Below are 15625 nucleotides of genomic sequence, written 5' to 3' on the forward strand. Positions count from 1 at the left end.
GCTGCCAATCGTTCCCTGGTTTTTAACTTATAAGAAATGGGTTGCGTGAATGACATTGGTGATGGTGTGAAAAAAAATATAAAAAAAGAGATTCTTGCACTGGCAGGCCCTGACCTTTTGCTGGTGGAGCAGGCCCTTGAAGCGAATTTGACCCCTAATCTGGATCTGGTCAGGCAGGTGGCAGGTCATCTGCTGTTTGCCGGCGGCAAGCGGCTGCGGCCCCTGCTTATGATTCATGCCGCCCGCATGTGCGGGTTTCAGACCGGACAGGAAATCGAGTTTTCCACCATTTTTGAGTATCTTCATGCCGCCACCCTGCTCCATGATGATGTGGTGGACGGCTCTGATACACGCCGGGGTAAACCATGCGCCCACACCCTATGGGATGCGCCAACCGTGGTGCTCACAGGGGATTTTCTTCTGGCCACAGCCCTTGTGATTGCCGCAAAAACAAAATCATCCCGGGTCATTGAAGTGATCGCTCAAATTACAGCCGATATGTCCCAGGGCGAAATCCTCCAGATGGAAAAAAAGGGCAATCCGGACCTCTCAGAAGAGGAGTACAATGAAATTATAGAATGCAAGACAGCCGTTCTGATCCAGGGGGCCTGTCGAACGGGTGCCATTGTGGCCGGAGTGGATGAAAGTCAGGAAACCGCCCTTAAAAATTATGGTTGGCACCTGGGCATGGCCTTTCAGATGGCCGACGACCTGCTGGACTATACTGCCACAGCCGACCAGCTGGGCAAAAACCCCGGGGCAGATATGCGCGAAGGCAAGCTGACGTTGCCCCTGATTTACAGCCTTGAAAAGGCCGATGCCCTGGACCGCGAATGGATCCTGGCCGCCATGGCCCGGCCGCAGTTTGATCAGGAAGAATTTGAAAGTCTTAAAACTCGTCTGATTCGTCTGGGCGGCATTGAATATACAAACAAGCGCGCCCTTGCTCATGTGCAGTTAGCCAGGGCGGCTCTGGATATTTTTCCTCAATCCCCCTCAAAATATTTGCTGGAGCTGATTGCGGATTATTCCATCCTCAGAAAGGTATGATCATGGTCCTTCAATTACGATTTTTATTGGTCTCATTTGTCGTTGCTGTTTTTTGTTTTCCCCTGCCCGGGGTGATGGCTGCCCGGGAGGATAGTCTCCATATCACCATCGGACAGCATAAAATAAACGGTCAGGATACTTCAGATGCTCAAAAGGCCGCAGTGAGAGATGCCCTGGAAAAGGCTGTTCAAATTGCATTCGTCTCTGTGGTCTCCGAGCAGAAATTGGGCGAAAATCTTGACGTTCTTTATGACCGGCTTCTTGCCCATACCATGGATTTTGTGTCCACTTACCGGGTCATCAACGGCATGGCCCACAATGGGGCATATCTTGTGGGCGTAGAATCAAAGATAAGCCTGGAACTAATGGAAAAACGTTTGCGTGATGCCGGAGTATTCAACCAGGGTCAAAACAACCCAAAGGTTCTTCTGCTCATTGCAGAACAGGGGCCTGAAGATACGCAACCCCGGTGCTGGTGGTGGCAGCCGGAAGGTAACCCCGCAGCCTCCGTTGCGGAAAAAAGCCTGAAAGTCGTATTTGAGCAAGCTCGTATCCCTTTGGTGGTGGCCGGAAACAATTATCCCGACCCCGCCGCTTATAATATCGTATTTTCTGCCATGGGTGATCAGACTGCTGCCATGGCCCTGGGGCAGGCCCTTAAGGCCGATATGGTTGTCCTTGGCTTGGCATCAGCCCGGGAGTCCGCTAATCGAATGGGCAATGAAAAAACCTTTGAGGCAGGTGTTGCTTTTACGGTGCTGGATATGGCTTCCCAGAAAGAGGTGATCCATGAAACCTCCACGGCCGCAGCCAAAAGCACAGATACCCGGGGCGCAGACCAGGCACTTGCCCAGGCATCAGAGAGCGCCGGGCAGGCCTTGAGGGAAAAAATTGAAGGGTTCTGGGCCCAGACCATGAAAGAGGGAAAAACCTTTGATCTTTATGTGGAAGGGGATAATTTTCTGACTCGATTTATTGCCCTGAAACGTCAGCTCAAAGACATTCGGGAGCTTGAAGATATTTCGCCACGGGAGCTTGGAGCTTCCCATGCCATTATGGAGGTCACCTACCAAGGAACGCCAGCGCAGTTTGCCAATGCCGTGATGCTGAGAACCTTTGAAGAATTCGGTGTTGACGTGTCAATGGTCTTGGATGATGCGGTTAAAATAAGATTTGTGGCTTCCCCAAAAAACAACCCGGCCTCCGAGCCCTCCCAAGATGATCCAAAAGTTATTGTCCCGCAGCCGGACACCTCTTCCCAGGGATCAGCCAAAACGACCGGCCAGGAAAATGTTCAGGAAACACTGCAGGAATAGCGTCAATATTCTTGACATAATTTCAAGGGTCTGTTAAAAGGCATATATATTTATGGCGCGTAACTCAGTTGGTAGAGTGCTACCTCGACACGGTAGAAGTCAGCGGTTCAAGTCCGCTCGTGCCAACCATAAAAAGATTAAGCACTTACGGAAAACCCATAAGTGCTTTTTAATTTTTGTTGCCGCTTTGTTTCAATTCGAACGTGATTGTTGTTTTTTACTTCTCAGGGATTTTTCTACGTTTGTTGATAAGAAGCAGTCTCTTGTCCTATGATACGTGACAATTCAATGTATTGCAGTTTAATCTATATCAAATTACGGAATCACAACAAGCATATGATTCAAAAGCCACTCAGCGCTGGTCGTAAGGTCATGCCGTTCCAATACATTACAAGACTGGCCGCCCCCCTGTTGGTGCTTCTTTTTTTTTCATCCTGTACAGTGGAAAAGCCCGTAGCGGTGGTCGATGATCCGCGGAGTCGTCAATTAGAGAAAGAAAATATAGAGAAAAAAAATACGGTCGTCGATGATTCGCGGATCCGTCAAATAGAGAAAGAAAATGAGCAGCTGACCTGCAAGTTGGCTGAGCAGAAACGGCTTTCAAAAAAATTACAGCAAACATTGCTCACAAGGCATAAAGAAACCGATACCTGCCGGCAGGCGAACGAAAAACTGATCAAAGAACTCTCGCAAAGCAAGGCTGAGCTGGCGACCCGGGGCAGCAAACTGGAAGCGGCCACCCTTATTGCCGAGGCCACGGCCGTCATCAGCACTGTGGAACAAAAACCCTTGAACAAGTCCCAGAAAATTGTTCGGGAAAGAGCATTAGAAAACCTTAAAGAGAGTAAACAGGAACTGGCAAATGGAAACTATGAAAATGCGGCCTACTTGTCCAGAGAAGCGATGGCGCAGGCAAAAAGCATTGATATAGGTGAAGACAGCAGCACCGCCGATGTGCCAGAAAAGGAAATATTTTTTCTAACGCCCTTGCAGATGAAATTGTTTACAGCCGGGAATCTCCGCAAAGGTCCGTCTATTAAGGCGGGTGTCAAAAAAGTACTTCAAGAAGGACGCAGTGTTACTGTTGTCGGCCATAAACAGGATTGGGTGAAAGTCAAATTGGCAGAGACTGACGAGACCGGCTGGATCCATCTCTCCCTTCTTTATTAAGGGCTGAGGTATTTTCCCGCCTCTGGGGCGTCCCTTTGTTGGTCGTCATCAGCCTGGTAAACAACCCGGTTTCGTCCCTCATTCTTGGCACGGTAGAGCGCTATATCGGCTCGCTTGACGACTTTTTGTTCATCCCCGTCCTGTTTCTGGATTCTGCCGATACCAACGCAAATGTGGACTTGGATTTCCTGATCTTCATGAATAAATTTATGGCTTGCAACGGCTTTTCGGATACGTTCTGCTGCCTGGATGGATTCATCCATCCCGGACTCTGCAAGGATCACGAGAAATTCCTCTCCGCCGTACCGACCGGCAGAGTCGACATTACGCAGATTTTCATTAAAGATTTCGGCCACCTGTTTTAATACCGTGTCTCCGGCCTGGTGTCCGTATGTATCATTAACATCTTTAAAATGATCCACGTCAATCATTAATACGGAAAACCCTGTTTTATACCGGCGATAATATTTGTAGTGATCACGCAGGATACTCATCACGCGTTTTCTGTTATTCAAACCCGTCAGGGGATCAATTGTCGCCAGTTGCTCCAGTTTTGTCTGGCTGAGCTTGAGTTTGGCCACCATTTCATTGAAAACGGTTGTTGCAAACCCAATTTCATCGTTGCGGTATACTGGAAGCCGGACATCCAGATCACCTTCGGCCACCCTTTCAGCCCCTTTGGTCAAAGCCGACAGCGGCACCATGATCTGCCTGGTCAGCAGATAAGCCACAATACCCATCAGAACAGTAAAACAGCAGAGAATAATAATATTTCGATGACGGGCGTTGATCAGCCCGGAGAAAGCCTTTTCATAATTCTCGGTAATAAAAAGCCCCCATTCAAGTTCTCGAAACGGGACGACCAGCCCCATTAAGCGTTCTCCCCTGCCGTTGACATATTCACGAAGCTTTTGGCTGTGATCAGACGGTGCCAGAGCGATTTCATTGAGCACTTTTTTGGCCCCCCTGCCGTACAGAAACTGACGACCTGTTTTCATATCCACAAGGGATTCATAGGTCCAGTCCCCGGAGTCTCGAAACTTCGCCGGATCCAATAAAGGCAGTAATCCGGTGAGTCTGACTTCAATCGCCAGCAATGTTTCGTATTCATAAAGTTGATCCAGAAAAAAGGGAACACCGATCAGGATAAGGGGCGACTTGTCCCTTGAATCAATATAGGCGTTTCCCTTGAACCATTGTTTGTCTGAAATCTGTTCGATGCAATCATTGGGAAAGGGAAACGGCCTCGCCCGGCCGCCGCTTTCAGAGGCGGCGATAACAGAACCGGTCCTGGAAAGAACAAAAATCCGGACATAATTTTTAAATTGATGCTGCAGTGTACTGAGATAGGTTTCAAGTATTTTGATATGTTGGAGCCGTTTTTTACTGTGATCCGCCTTTTTTTCAGGCGTTTTAAGATAAGCCGTAACGGTTTCCGATACAATTGACGCATTGGAGAAAACGGTCAGATCATAAACCCGCTTTTTCAGCCATAGGGAAATTTCCCGTTCCATGATCTGTGCAGAGTCTGCAAATTTTTGCTTAACCTTTTCCTCCAGCGTGGTTTGCAGCATGTTCTGGAGTAAAAGCCCCATTGATAGAGACGGTATGGCCGTAACCAATACCGCAAAAATAAAAATTCGGTTCCTGATACTAAATAGATATCTGTTTTTATTTTTCTGTTTGCCCATAGATCACTAAGGATTAAACTTCTTTCAAAAGTTAATAATAATTGATTCAATAATGTTTTTGATTTTTCTTTATATTCAAGTGTAGGTGGAGATGATAAAGTTTCTTTTATAAGAAAGTTATGAGTATTGAGTAGTGAGATTTAAAACAAGCTGTTTTCTCAATACTCAATACTCACATCTTTCATTGTTTGTTGTTTGTTGTGTCCGTCAAGACATGGCCGTTATAAGAAAGTCTGGGTAAGTTACTAAGATATTTCAAGTTTTGTTGTGGGCTATGCCTGGCAGTTGATATGTCAGGTCAGCCCATGGCTGTTATACAATGTCTTTTTCAATGAAGGCAACCGCATTTTTAGATCGTTCCTGTGCCGGGAGCCCTCTGGAACCTTGACGGTGGAAGAAACACACCGATTTTTTTTACCTCTTAGACGGGCTTGTCACTTTTTCATCAAAGCAAACACGGCCATGAGCAGGCCTATGAGAGCGCTTATAAAAACCATGGCCCGGATCTCCTCTGCCCCAAGTTTTCGGACTGCCGGATATTTTGCTGCCATGGCGCTTAGAAAAACAATGACAATAAACGGCAGGGCGGGCAGGTACAGGTTCATCGATCTTGCCGCCATAATGGAGAGAACCAGGCCGATACCTGCCACGGGGAAAAATATCCGGGACCTGTTTTTCGCCTGTTTTGATCCGGCAAGGCTGAATATATTGTCGCTTATGCCGAATCGTCGCGCGCCTGCCGACAATAAGGCCACCACGACCCAGTCGGTGATGCCGAACACAGGCAAAAAATAATCATTGCCGGGCATGGGCATTTTGACCAGGAAAAAATCCACCACAGGCACCGGGCCTGTCATGCCTTCCCGGTAATAGTCGGAAATATTTTCTGCAAACTTGCGGGTGGGGCCCATAAAGACACTGAAGATGTCGGACAGGGCCACGGTAAATCCAATGGGAATAAACTCAGCGGGGCGCTTTAGCGGGATGACCAGCCAGTGGCCCGCCACACAGGCGAAAAGCACCAGGGTCGCCGTGGACAGGATCGTAATGAAATTGCTTTTCAGACCTGCCTGGACGGGCAGGTAAAGAATTACCAAGATCAGTGTCAAAGCCCCCATCCAGGACAGACGCCGGACCGTGTCCGTACCGATGGCCGGTTCAATCCGTGTTTGATAAATCCGGGTCATCCAGGCCAGGCAGGCGATCAAGCCCACAATGATAATATAATCAAATCCGGCCCGGGCCGTTTCAGGCAATATCCGGGCCAGTGCCTGGAATCCAAGCGTTCCCAGGCCCCAGACCAGGTATATGCTGATTACAGCCTTAATCGCTATTCGTATCCGCCGGCCGCACTGCCGATCCCGAGAAGATCGGCGATGTTGGCAGACGGATCAATTTTAGGTTCAATCTGGGGGGTTGAACAGGTTAAAAGCGTGGATACCCCGGGTCCATGACCGGCCAGCAGGCAGTCGGAGTGTACCACAATGCCGATGGTGACCGCGCCCTGGACATAGGCCCTGCCATAGGCGTTGTCATGGTCCATGAGGGCCACAAAATCCCCGAATCGGATTTTGTCCAGGTTGTATTTTTTTACGGTCTCGGGATCTGAAGTCATGATATCATAATCACCTGCCCCCACATGGGCACGTCCAACACCTGATCCCATGCAGGGCGCAGGTACAATGGTGGTCACCGGTACCTGTAGGATACCTGCATCGGTTTCAACAATATTCATTTTTTCCAGCAGGCCGGGGTCCAGGTTGAACAATTTAATTTCAGGATAGTCGGTCAGGGCCAAGCCCTGGCCTTTGGCCCGGATCAGGATTTTGTCCTCATAGCTCATTTTTTCTTTGATTTTCCGGGGGAATTCCACAATCACATGTTCGGAGCCCCCATGGTGGCCGATGACCACACCGGTTTCTCCCTGGGCTTCTCCGGAAATGATTTTAGCCTGGTTGCCCACACACGAGAAAAGCTGCAGGGTGTTGTTGGGAAAATCATTGGGGTTTTCCATATTGGCCGTGCAGGATACCCCGGGTTCGATATGGTCGCCGGCAAGTCCGAATGCCGGGTCCCCAACCTGAACATTGAGGGTGATGCCGCCGATGCCGGGCAGCAGAAAGGGATTTCCTTTATGGTCCACTTTCCAGCCGGCTCCTGCCCGGGGCATACCGGGTTTGCAGGCCAGGAACATTTCAACCACTTTATCTTTGTTTGTTTTTAACATGATATGCACCTCATTTTTTTAATTTAATCAGAAAGGGGATTGCCGTAAAGCCTGCCAGGGCGGATATGATAAACATCATGTTCAGGCCGAATGCATCTGCAAGTGCCCCTGCCACCACAACAGCTATGGATCTTACGGCAAAGGAGATCATCATGAAAAGACCATTGGCGGCCGCGGGACTTTCCTTGGCATTCTCCTGGATCAGAGCCAGCATCACAGGGGTGGTTGACAATACGGTGAACCCTGTTATCAAAAGTGAAAGTATCTGGATTACCCCCGTGGTTACGGCAAACAGTAAAATGGTCACAGGGGCTACGGCCAAGGCCCAGAACAGGACTCTCCTTCGCCCCAGACGGTCGGACAGGATACCTGCGGACAGGATGCCTGCAACGCCTGTGGCCTCATACAGGGTCAGTGCCGTGCCCCCCAGCCACAACGAACCTGTGGCCTGTTCGACATACACCGTTAAAAACATGCCCATGGACCCGTGCATCATGGCCCGGGCTGAAAGGATGCCCGCCAGGGGATTGAGCACATGCCGGATCTCTTTGTAGGTCTGGATTAAAGATCCCCGCCGTTTTGCCTTTACCGGTTCCTGTGAGGGTTCCAGGGTTATGAACAACAGCACGGAGGTGGCCAGGGCGAGGGTCAGGACAAAATGGAACCGGGCCAGCCCCAGGTAAGATACGGCCGCAACGGCAAGGATGGGCCCCATTGTCCTTGCAAACTCTCCGCCGGTCATGAAAAAACTCATGCCCCGGCCTTTGAATTTGCCCGAATACCTTGCCACCGTCACCGGGGCAGGGACATGGAACAGGGATCCCGAGATGCCGGCCACAAAGACCAGGACCAGCAGGATGCCATAGGACGGGGCAATGCCGATGAAGCTCATGGGAATGGCGGTCAGGGTCGGGGCCAGAATCACCAGCCACCGGGCAAGCCCTTTGTTGTCTGCAAACAGACCAATGAACGGGTTGGCCAGGGATGGGATCTGCATGACCGTGGATAAAAGACCTGCCTGGCTCAGGGTCAGGGAGAGTTTTTCAATGATCAGGGGTAGCAGGGGCGCCAGAAAGCTTGTGTACAGATCATGCATAAAATGGGCAAATGCAATGGTGGTGACCCTGGACATTTGAAACTCGGACGTCTGAAATTCTGAAGCCTGAGCCGTGGTTTTATCAGGGCTTGTCATTTAAAATCCTGCCTTTGCAACCACGTCCATGGCGGCATGGGCCGTCATGTCACACTGCAGCGGTGTGATGGATATAAAATTTTTAAGCAATGCACTGTCATCAGAGCCTTCACATGGTTCATTCGGCGCCATGCCGGCGTACCAGTAATATGTCAGGTCCCTGGGATTTCGGCGGCGGTCAAATACATTAATCAGGTTGTTATCTGCCTGGGAGGTTACCTTTGTGCCGGCGATCCGGTCAAAGGAAATGGCCGGAGCATTGATGTTCAGGAAAATCCCCGGAGGAAGATTCAGGCCCATGGCTTTCTCCAGAATGGACGCTGTATAGCTTGCCATGCCGTGAAAGTCCATGTCATCACCGTACTGGATGGATACGGCAATGGCGGGAATTCCGTTGATGGCCGCTTCCCGGGCCGCGCCCACCGTACCGGAGTAGTTGATGTTTAATCCGGTGTTGGACCCGGCATTGATTCCTGAAATTACAAGATCCGGTGTCTGGTCGCAGATATCAAACAGGGCCAGTTTGACACAGTCGGCCGGGTTGCCGGCAACCGCATGGCCAAAGTCGTTATGTCCCAGGCGCACTTTCTGGTGTTTCAGCGGCGTGTGCAGGGTGATGCCATGACCCACGGCGCTTTTCTCCCTGTCCGGGGCTGCAAGGGTCACTTCATGGTCTGATTTTAATGCATTGAACAAGGCCCGAATGCCCGGGGCCTGGTATCCGTCGTCGTTTGTCACTAATATTTTCATGGGTTGTTTTGTTCCTGTTGACGAATTTGTGTATTTAAAAAATTTTGACGCTTGTCTTGATAAAACATAAAAGAGGAGGCTTCTGCAATAAAAATTGACAAAAAAAGGCAGTACCCTTATATATTATAAATTGATTAGCATATAAACAATAAAAACAGGCAGAATAATTTATGGGAAGAAAAAGCATATCTCATATCAGAAAACCTGAAATACTGAGGCATACCTACAAGGTTGTGGAAGAAGAAGGCTTCAAGGGTATGACTATCGGTAAAATCGCAAAGCGAATGGGCGTCAATTCAGGTCTGCTTATTCATTATTTCAAGAGCAAGGAAGGCCTGATCATGGAAATGGTAGATTTCCTTTATGAAACTTCCATGAACAATTACCTCAAGGAGTTGGAGGCGCTCACCAGCTCCAAGGAACGCATGGAGACCCTTCTGGGAATTCTTTTTGACGCCAGCGGCACCTGGCCCCAGCGAGATGCTGTGTTCTGGTCCTGCTATGCCATGGGATTCCGGGATGAGAACATCAGGGGAAGAATCCGGGACATGATGCTTAAATTCATTGAATTCGGGATTGAAGAGATCGCGGGCTGGGAAGAGACCGGGCTAGCCAGTGTAGAAAATAAAAAAAGAGCTTCCGCCAAAATTTTTGCCCTGTCAGAGGGCTTCGGTATTGTGAAAAATTCACTGGACGATCCGGAGCTTATTAAGGAGGTTGCCGACTTTTTTAAAACTACGACCTTAAAAATTTTAAATTGCAAATCAGCATTAAATCAAGAACAGCCCTGAATACCGCCTTGCTTTGCTGTTCCCGGCAAAGCTGTTTTTACATTTTTTTTCAATTTCTATAAAATTAGCGCCACAGACAGTGAAATAAAGGAGAGTACCGTCGACATCATCACAGCTGTGGATGCCAGTTCCACATCTGAATTTAGTTGAGCGGACAATACGTAAATAGCCGTGGAGGTGGGCAGGCTGAAATAAATCATGCCTGTTTTGAATGCTGTGCCAGACACGGAAAACAACGTAAGCATAATATAGCCTGTGACCGGCAGGATAAACAGTTTGATGCCGGCAGCGGCCAGGGCATTGGGCCAATGCCGGGAAATGCCTGCAAAACCCAGGGTGCCGCCCATGGAGATCAGGGCAAGGGGCAGCGTCATGGAGGCCACCAGGGCAAGAAAGTTATTGATAAATCCGGGTAAACGATATCCGGTACCGGATAAGAGCAAGCCCGCGGCACACCCAATGATCAGCGGATTGGAGACCAGCGCCCGTAATAAAATCCCCAGGCGTTGGCCCGGAGACGGGGTGCGGCCTGAATGCCAGATCAGTACGGCAACCGAAAGGACATTGATGACAGGAATCAGGCATCCGACAAGGATGCTGAAGAGTCTTACGCCCTCTTCTCCGAGGACGGTAAGTACGGTGGCCATGCCGATATAGGTGTTGAACCGGAACGAAGCCTGGAAAAAAGATCCAGCCGCCTTGTCCGGCATTTTGGTTGTGCGTATGTAAACATAAGAGAACAGGGAAACCAGAAAGACGGCAGCCAGCCCGGCCAGAATAAGGCCGGCTTCGGATGCGTCTGTGCCCGTGGACTTGGCTGTTTTCCAGAAAAGCATGACCGGGAAAAAGATATAGTATACCAGTTTATCAAGGGTGTGTAAAAATTCATCCGACGTCATCCCCCGGCGCTTGAGCCCATAGCCCAATGCCATCATGGCCAGCAGGGGGGAACAGGGTGTTGAGTATAATCATTTTCGCGGTTTTTAAACCATAAATATCTTGTTGGGTATTGTGCTCAGAAAACGGCTGCCGGTTTCCGTTATCTGGATCACGCTCTCTATGCCTGCGGCGAACCGGTCCTTAAAAATAAATTTCGGCTCCACGGCAAACACCATTCCCGGTTCAAGCAGTGTGCTTCGACCCTTTGAAATAATGGGGTCTTCCACCAGTTCGAGACCAAGGCCATGTCCTATAAATTTGGATTTTAATCCGGGAAATCCCAGGAATTGTTCCCCATATCCAAGCTTGTCTGCCATGGTCACGGCGATCTGAAAGAGGGTCTTCATGGCAACGCCGGGTTTCATGGCTTCTTTGACATGGAAAAGAATGTCAATGGCTGCCTGGCTTGCGGCATCGGCCTGGCGGTCCATTTTTCCGGCCACAAACATCCGGGATTCATCCATGTGATAGCCAAATGCCATGGTGCCGAAATCAATGAGTATGGGGTCATTTTTTTCAATCACCCGGGTGCCGGCACCAAAGGGAAAAGCGGTGTACATGCCGGTGCCGCATACTGGAGAATCCAGTGCGCCGGACTGCCCCCCGCTTGCACCGCCCATGATGTGGAAGGTAAACCCGACGGATCTGTAATGGCGTACCTGCATGCGGCCCGAGTGCCCCTGGGTCCTGGCAAAGGCCTCAATTCGGCCGGCCAGATCTGTTTCCCGGATGCCGGGTTCAAGGTTTTCGGCTATAAAGTCAAATACCCGGCTGGATATTTTTGCCACATCCTGCATGATGGCGATTTCATATTCTGACTTTATTGCCCGGCAGGAGATGATCAGGGGCGAGGCATCCTGCCAGGTACAGCCAAAAAACAACGACTGATAAAACCTGAAATCCCTGACCGGGACAAGGTCAAAGACGATGCCCATGGTTTTTGCAAAACCACCGTGGCTGTCCTTGATAATCTGGGGAATTTCCGTGATTGAATAAACCGGTACAATCTGGGTCAACGGACTTTCGGCAACCGCCCTGGGAAGGTATTTTTTTACGAATAAAAGGGGCTCATGTTCCAGGGTCACATATAGCCAGGCATCCTGGGCTGAGCCGCTGAAGTAGTAATAATCCGGTCTGTGGGTCAGAAATACCCCGTCCACGCCGGCCTGGGCCATCTTCTCTTTCAGGGTTTGTATCCGCCGGCTGATTTCTGTTGCAGGGGTCAGATCCAGGGGTAAAAGCTTATCTATCATTTTCTTCACAATTTTTTTGTTTATACTTAAATTCACTCATTTGTTTTATCAATATATTCGGAATTTAATAAAGTATAATCCTTGCTTTTTAAACTGTAAAAGTCCACTTCGTTCTATTGAATGAGCCGCTTTTCCAGCCGTGAAACAGCTAAATAACCAAAGACGATCGTAAAGGCTACCATAAAAAGTATATCAAAGAATAACAGGCTGCTGAACTGCCTTAAACAACAAGCCCGGATCAAACGGGCGGAATGAGTGAGCGGGAATACTTCGGATACCCATTGAATCCATTCCGGAAGATTGGTGATAGGGAATACAATTCCCGAAAAGAAAAACATGGGAGTCAGACAACCGGTTAAAAAGAAATTAAAGTGATTGATGGTCTTCACAAAAGAAGTGACAAATAAAGAGAGCGCGCCAAACATCATTCCTGCAAAAAATCCCACAAACGGTGTAAGAATAGCAAAATATGAAGGCACAAGACCAAAAACCGTAAAAACACTCATCACCGCCAAGGTAAAGAAAAATCCTTTAGTGCCGACAAAAAGCATTTCACCAACAAACAAATCCGTCACTGTAATGGAAGCCGAAACCATACCATCATAGGCCTTATCAAATTCAAGTCGGATAAAAGTGCCGAAAGTACACTCAAAAGCGGCTGTAAACATAGAGGAGGGAGCAATCATACCCGAGGCCAGAAAGAGCAGATAAGGTGTACCATCAATCAAACCGACATAATGCCCAAGCCCTAAACCGACTCCGGCCAAAAAAAATAAAGGTTCCACAAAGGGAGGAAATCCGTTGGAAATCAGATGTTTGCAATATACCCGGATATGCCTGTACCAGATGCTGTACAAGCGATAAGCCAGAGGTGGCGGTGTTGTGACAATTCGTTGAGGTAGGACGGCTTCAGTCATGCAAGTTTCTCCCGGTTACTTTTAAAAACAAATCTTCCAAATTGACCGGTCTTAGAAAAAAATCTCCCGCGTTGAGTGGCTCGGTCACTGTTTCCAGTGAAGATAACCTATCACCATACAGCATAAGCCGACCGGCAGTTTCTTCGGTCCGAAACCCTTTTGCTTCAATCGTCGAAAAAACATCGGTATTCAGAATTTCCAGCACGTATGTTTCCAAATTTTTCGAGATTAGAGCGCGGGGATGCCCCTGAAGAATTTTTTCGCCCTTGTGCATAATGATCAGGTCATCGCAAAGTTGGGCTGCTTCATCCATGTAATGGGTGGTCAGGACAATGGTCACACCGGTTTTTTTGAGCATCCTCATTTTGTCCCAAATGGCTTGCCGTACCTGGGGATCTAAACCGGTGGTGGGCTCGTCCAAAATAAGGAGGTGAGGGGAGTTGATCAAGGCTCTGGCAATGACCAGACGCCTTTGCATACCGCCGGACAATTCTCTAATACGAGCCTCTTTTTTTTCGGTGAGTTCCATAAATTCAAGCAGCTCGCTGATTCGCCGGCTGGCGACATTGTGGGGCAGGCCATAAAATTTACTGTAAATATACAAATTTTGGGAAACTGAAAGCTCAATATCGAGATTGTTCTCCTGGGGCACAATTCCGGTGAGATAGCGGATTTCGAGTTCATTTTTGGCCGGATCATAGCCCAAGACATTGATTATTCGGCCATTCTCCGAATCTGACCTGACCCGTCCGGTGAGCATATTCATCATTGTGGTTTTACCTGCTCCATTGGGACCCAATAATCCGAAACAGGTAGCTTTGTTTACTTCAAAGGAAAGATTATCAACCGCTTTGAAATCTCCGAAGCGTTTGGTCGCATGTTCTACATATATTGCTTTTTCTGTCATTTTTCATAGTTTCCGAATATGTAATCATCTGATTTTCAGTGGGTATTTATAGTAGGGTTTATCCGGCTATAGCCATTCTTTTGATCAAAGAACTTTCTGTATTAGGCCATTTGTTGTTACATTCCCAACGCCATGCTGTTGAATAATCTTGAAATTCTTCTATACTCCTAAAAAGGTACTTGTTCAACCAGAAAGGGTCGAAAATGAGGATGATCTTTAAATTTAAAAGGATGACATTGATATTGGTTAAAATATAGGAAAAAGGACTCAAAGAAAAAATCGAAGGGGATTGGTTAGCTTCCAATGCCCAACAATAGAAACGCCAGTGTTCATTAGAATTTTCGAAACAATAGCGACAAGTCATAGACAAAATGCTCGCTTTGCTATTCCTCAAAAGTTTTGATTCATTTGCGATTTTAACGCTGGAGATCAGCGGTAACCAAAGCCGAACTGCCACAGACTTCAAAAAATATTATTGTTTAGACAACGAAAGAGGTTGAAGAAATCGCGCCCGCTTTGGTTGTCCGATGAATTGGCTTTGTTACACGTTGGCTTAACAGATATCAATTAAAATGAATTTTTATAGAACCTTAACTAATCTCACCAATTAAGCTTGCCGGTTGCGTCATCAATGCTGAATGTCTTGGCATTGGTTTTATACGCAAAAAACTCGTAGCCATAACACTCTTGAACCAAAACGTCACAAACGAACTGATGCTCTACTTTAGCTTTAACTGCTGTGGGGACCAGAGCAACCACCGGTTCTCCTTTGGCTTCTACCGATGAATAGAGCACGCCATCATTTTTACCATCCAAAAAGACGGAACTAAGCGCTGATGTTACCCGATACAAATTCTCGCTTCCCTTTCGAGACAAAATGTCAGCGAAAAATCGATCTGTCAACTCATAAGCTGAAAGCAACTTAGGATCAAACTTCCGAACCATATACTCTCTTACTTTTTTATAATAATCAAAGATACCTTTGCTCAAGTAATATGGCTTTTCGTCACGCCTTACTTGATCCCACATTCCAATGATCCGTAAATTTAAATAGCTTCCTGCTGCTTGGTGGGAACGAAGCACGTTGAGGCGATCAAGTTCTTTTGCTCCTGCTTCAGAGAGTACAACTCGTAATGCCGTATCATCTTGCTTCACAGCTACAGAAGCATAAAATAGGGCTTGCCCAGCTTGATTTAGTCTACCAGCTTTAGGAAAAGTTCTTGTGGTGTGTTTGATATACGTCAAATCATTGATATTCTCAAAATTTTTACCATCACAAAGACGAGCTCTTAAAAACTCAAGTTCCTGTAACGGGTTATCAAGAGTCAATGCCGTTGACTTAAGAAATCCTTTTTCAATTCAATCGTAACATGCTAATATGTAAGTCAATTTTATTATAAACGCATCAACAAAAAAAGGAGT

General features: G+C 47.8%; 14 protein-coding genes and 1 tRNA gene. 5 read left to right on the forward strand and 10 right to left on the reverse strand.

Annotated features, from left to right (window positions below; translation table 11 throughout):
* The first annotated feature begins 66 nt into the window (after positions 1-66).
* The 4 genes from B3D59_RS17040 to B3D59_RS17055 all read left to right on the forward strand — a co-directional run bounded on the left by B3D59_RS17040 (position 67) and on the right by B3D59_RS17055 (position 3536).
* Positions 67-1050: a polyprenyl synthetase family protein gene (locus B3D59_RS17040; protein WP_286822342.1), complete on the forward strand. Its 984-nt coding sequence runs from the start codon at positions 67-69 to the stop codon at positions 1048-1050.
* Positions 1051-1052: 2 nt separating this feature from the next.
* Entirely contained in the window at positions 1053-2366 is a 1314-nt protein-coding gene (locus tag B3D59_RS17045) for a hypothetical protein (protein WP_286822343.1), read from the forward strand.
* 53 nt (positions 2367-2419) lie between these two features.
* Positions 2420-2495: transfer RNA gene (locus B3D59_RS17050), tRNA-Val, on the forward strand.
* A gap of 207 nt (positions 2496-2702) precedes the next feature.
* A complete protein-coding gene (locus B3D59_RS17055) occupies positions 2703-3536 on the forward strand; it encodes an SH3 domain-containing protein (RefSeq protein ID WP_286822344.1) in 834 nt (277 codons plus the stop codon).
* Here B3D59_RS17055 and B3D59_RS17060 read toward each other — a convergent pair.
* The 5 genes from B3D59_RS17060 to surE form a co-directional block, all read right to left on the reverse strand.
* A complete protein-coding gene (locus B3D59_RS17060; RefSeq protein WP_286822345.1) occupies positions 3533-5110 on the reverse strand; it encodes a diguanylate cyclase in 1578 nt (525 codons plus the stop codon). The two genes, B3D59_RS17055 and B3D59_RS17060, sit on opposite strands and share 4 nt — an antisense overlap.
* 551 nt (positions 5111-5661) lie before the next feature.
* Positions 5662-6483 (reverse strand): hypothetical protein, encoded by an 822-nt coding sequence (locus B3D59_RS17065; RefSeq protein ID WP_286822346.1) that lies wholly within the window; start codon positions 6481-6483, stop codon positions 5662-5664.
* Between the two features lie 74 nt (positions 6484-6557).
* Complete coding sequence (locus B3D59_RS17070; protein WP_286822347.1) at positions 6558-7454, reverse strand: DUF4438 domain-containing protein; 897 nt, start codon at positions 7452-7454, stop codon at positions 6558-6560.
* A gap of 10 nt (positions 7455-7464) precedes the next feature.
* Positions 7465-8646: an MFS transporter gene (locus B3D59_RS17075; protein ID WP_286822348.1), complete on the reverse strand. Its 1182-nt coding sequence runs from the start codon at positions 8644-8646 to the stop codon at positions 7465-7467.
* Positions 8647-9396: a 5'/3'-nucleotidase SurE gene (gene surE / locus B3D59_RS17080; RefSeq protein ID WP_286822349.1), complete on the reverse strand. Its 750-nt coding sequence runs from the start codon at positions 9394-9396 to the stop codon at positions 8647-8649.
* A gap of 170 nt (positions 9397-9566) precedes the next feature.
* Between surE and B3D59_RS17085 the strand changes: the two genes are divergently transcribed.
* The gene (locus B3D59_RS17085) at positions 9567-10187 is read left to right on the forward strand and encodes a TetR/AcrR family transcriptional regulator (protein WP_286822350.1); all 621 of its coding nucleotides are present in this window, start codon (positions 9567-9569) and stop codon (positions 10185-10187) included.
* 56 nt (positions 10188-10243) lie between these two features.
* Here B3D59_RS17085 and B3D59_RS17090 read toward each other — a convergent pair whose 3' ends face one another.
* From B3D59_RS17090 to B3D59_RS17110, 5 genes are all read right to left on the reverse strand, one after another.
* Positions 10244-11086, reverse strand: coding sequence for an AEC family transporter (locus tag B3D59_RS17090; RefSeq protein ID WP_286822351.1), 843 nt, complete (start codon positions 11084-11086; stop codon positions 10244-10246).
* Positions 11087-11170: 84 nt separating this feature from the next.
* Positions 11171-12379: a M24 family metallopeptidase gene (locus tag B3D59_RS17095; protein WP_286822352.1), complete on the reverse strand. Its 1209-nt coding sequence runs from the start codon at positions 12377-12379 to the stop codon at positions 11171-11173.
* Positions 12380-12492: 113 nt separating this feature from the next.
* A complete protein-coding gene (locus B3D59_RS17100; protein WP_286822353.1) occupies positions 12493-13296 on the reverse strand; it encodes an ABC transporter permease in 804 nt (267 codons plus the stop codon).
* A complete protein-coding gene (locus B3D59_RS17105) occupies positions 13289-14203 on the reverse strand; it encodes an ABC transporter ATP-binding protein (protein ID WP_286822354.1) in 915 nt (304 codons plus the stop codon). Before B3D59_RS17105 ends, B3D59_RS17100 begins: the two co-directional genes overlap by 8 nt.
* A gap of 600 nt (positions 14204-14803) precedes the next feature.
* Positions 14804-15532, reverse strand: a complete 729-nt coding sequence (locus tag B3D59_RS17110) for a hypothetical protein (protein WP_286822355.1) — start codon at positions 15530-15532, stop codon at positions 14804-14806.
* Between the last annotated feature and the right edge of the window lie 93 nt (positions 15533-15625).

Origin of the sequence: Desulfobacter sp. UBA2225, from assembly GCF_002348205.1 — a bacterium.
Lineage (GTDB): Bacteria > Desulfobacterota > Desulfobacteria > Desulfobacterales > Desulfobacteraceae > Desulfobacter > Desulfobacter postgatei.

Coding starts and splice junctions, on each gene's coding strand:
- B3D59_RS17045 (WP_286822343.1), top strand. CDS start 1,053: ATGGTCCTTCAATTACGATTTTTATTGGTCTCATTTGTCGTTGCTGTT.
- B3D59_RS17055 (WP_286822344.1), top strand. CDS start 2,703: ATGATTCAAAAGCCACTCAGCGCTGGTCGTAAGGTCATGCCGTTCCAA.
- B3D59_RS17060 (WP_286822345.1), bottom strand. CDS start 5,110: ATGCTGCAAACCACGCTGGAGGAAAAGGTTAAGCAAAAATTTGCAGAC.
- B3D59_RS17070 (WP_286822347.1), bottom strand. CDS start 7,454: ATGTTAAAAACAAACAAAGATAAAGTGGTTGAAATGTTCCTGGCCTGC.
- B3D59_RS17075 (WP_286822348.1), bottom strand. CDS start 8,646: ATGACAAGCCCTGATAAAACCACGGCTCAGGCTTCAGAATTTCAGACG.
- surE (WP_286822349.1), bottom strand. CDS start 9,396: ATGAAAATATTAGTGACAAACGACGACGGATACCAGGCCCCGGGCATT.
- B3D59_RS17085 (WP_286822350.1), top strand. CDS start 9,567: ATGGGAAGAAAAAGCATATCTCATATCAGAAAACCTGAAATACTGAGG.
- B3D59_RS17090 (WP_286822351.1), bottom strand. CDS start 11,086: ATGACGTCGGATGAATTTTTACACACCCTTGATAAACTGGTATACTAT.
- B3D59_RS17095 (WP_286822352.1), bottom strand. CDS start 12,379: ATGATAGATAAGCTTTTACCCCTGGATCTGACCCCTGCAACAGAAATC.
- B3D59_RS17100 (WP_286822353.1), bottom strand. CDS start 13,296: ATGACTGAAGCCGTCCTACCTCAACGAATTGTCACAACACCGCCACCT.
- B3D59_RS17105 (WP_286822354.1), bottom strand. CDS start 14,203: ATGACAGAAAAAGCAATATATGTAGAACATGCGACCAAACGCTTCGGA.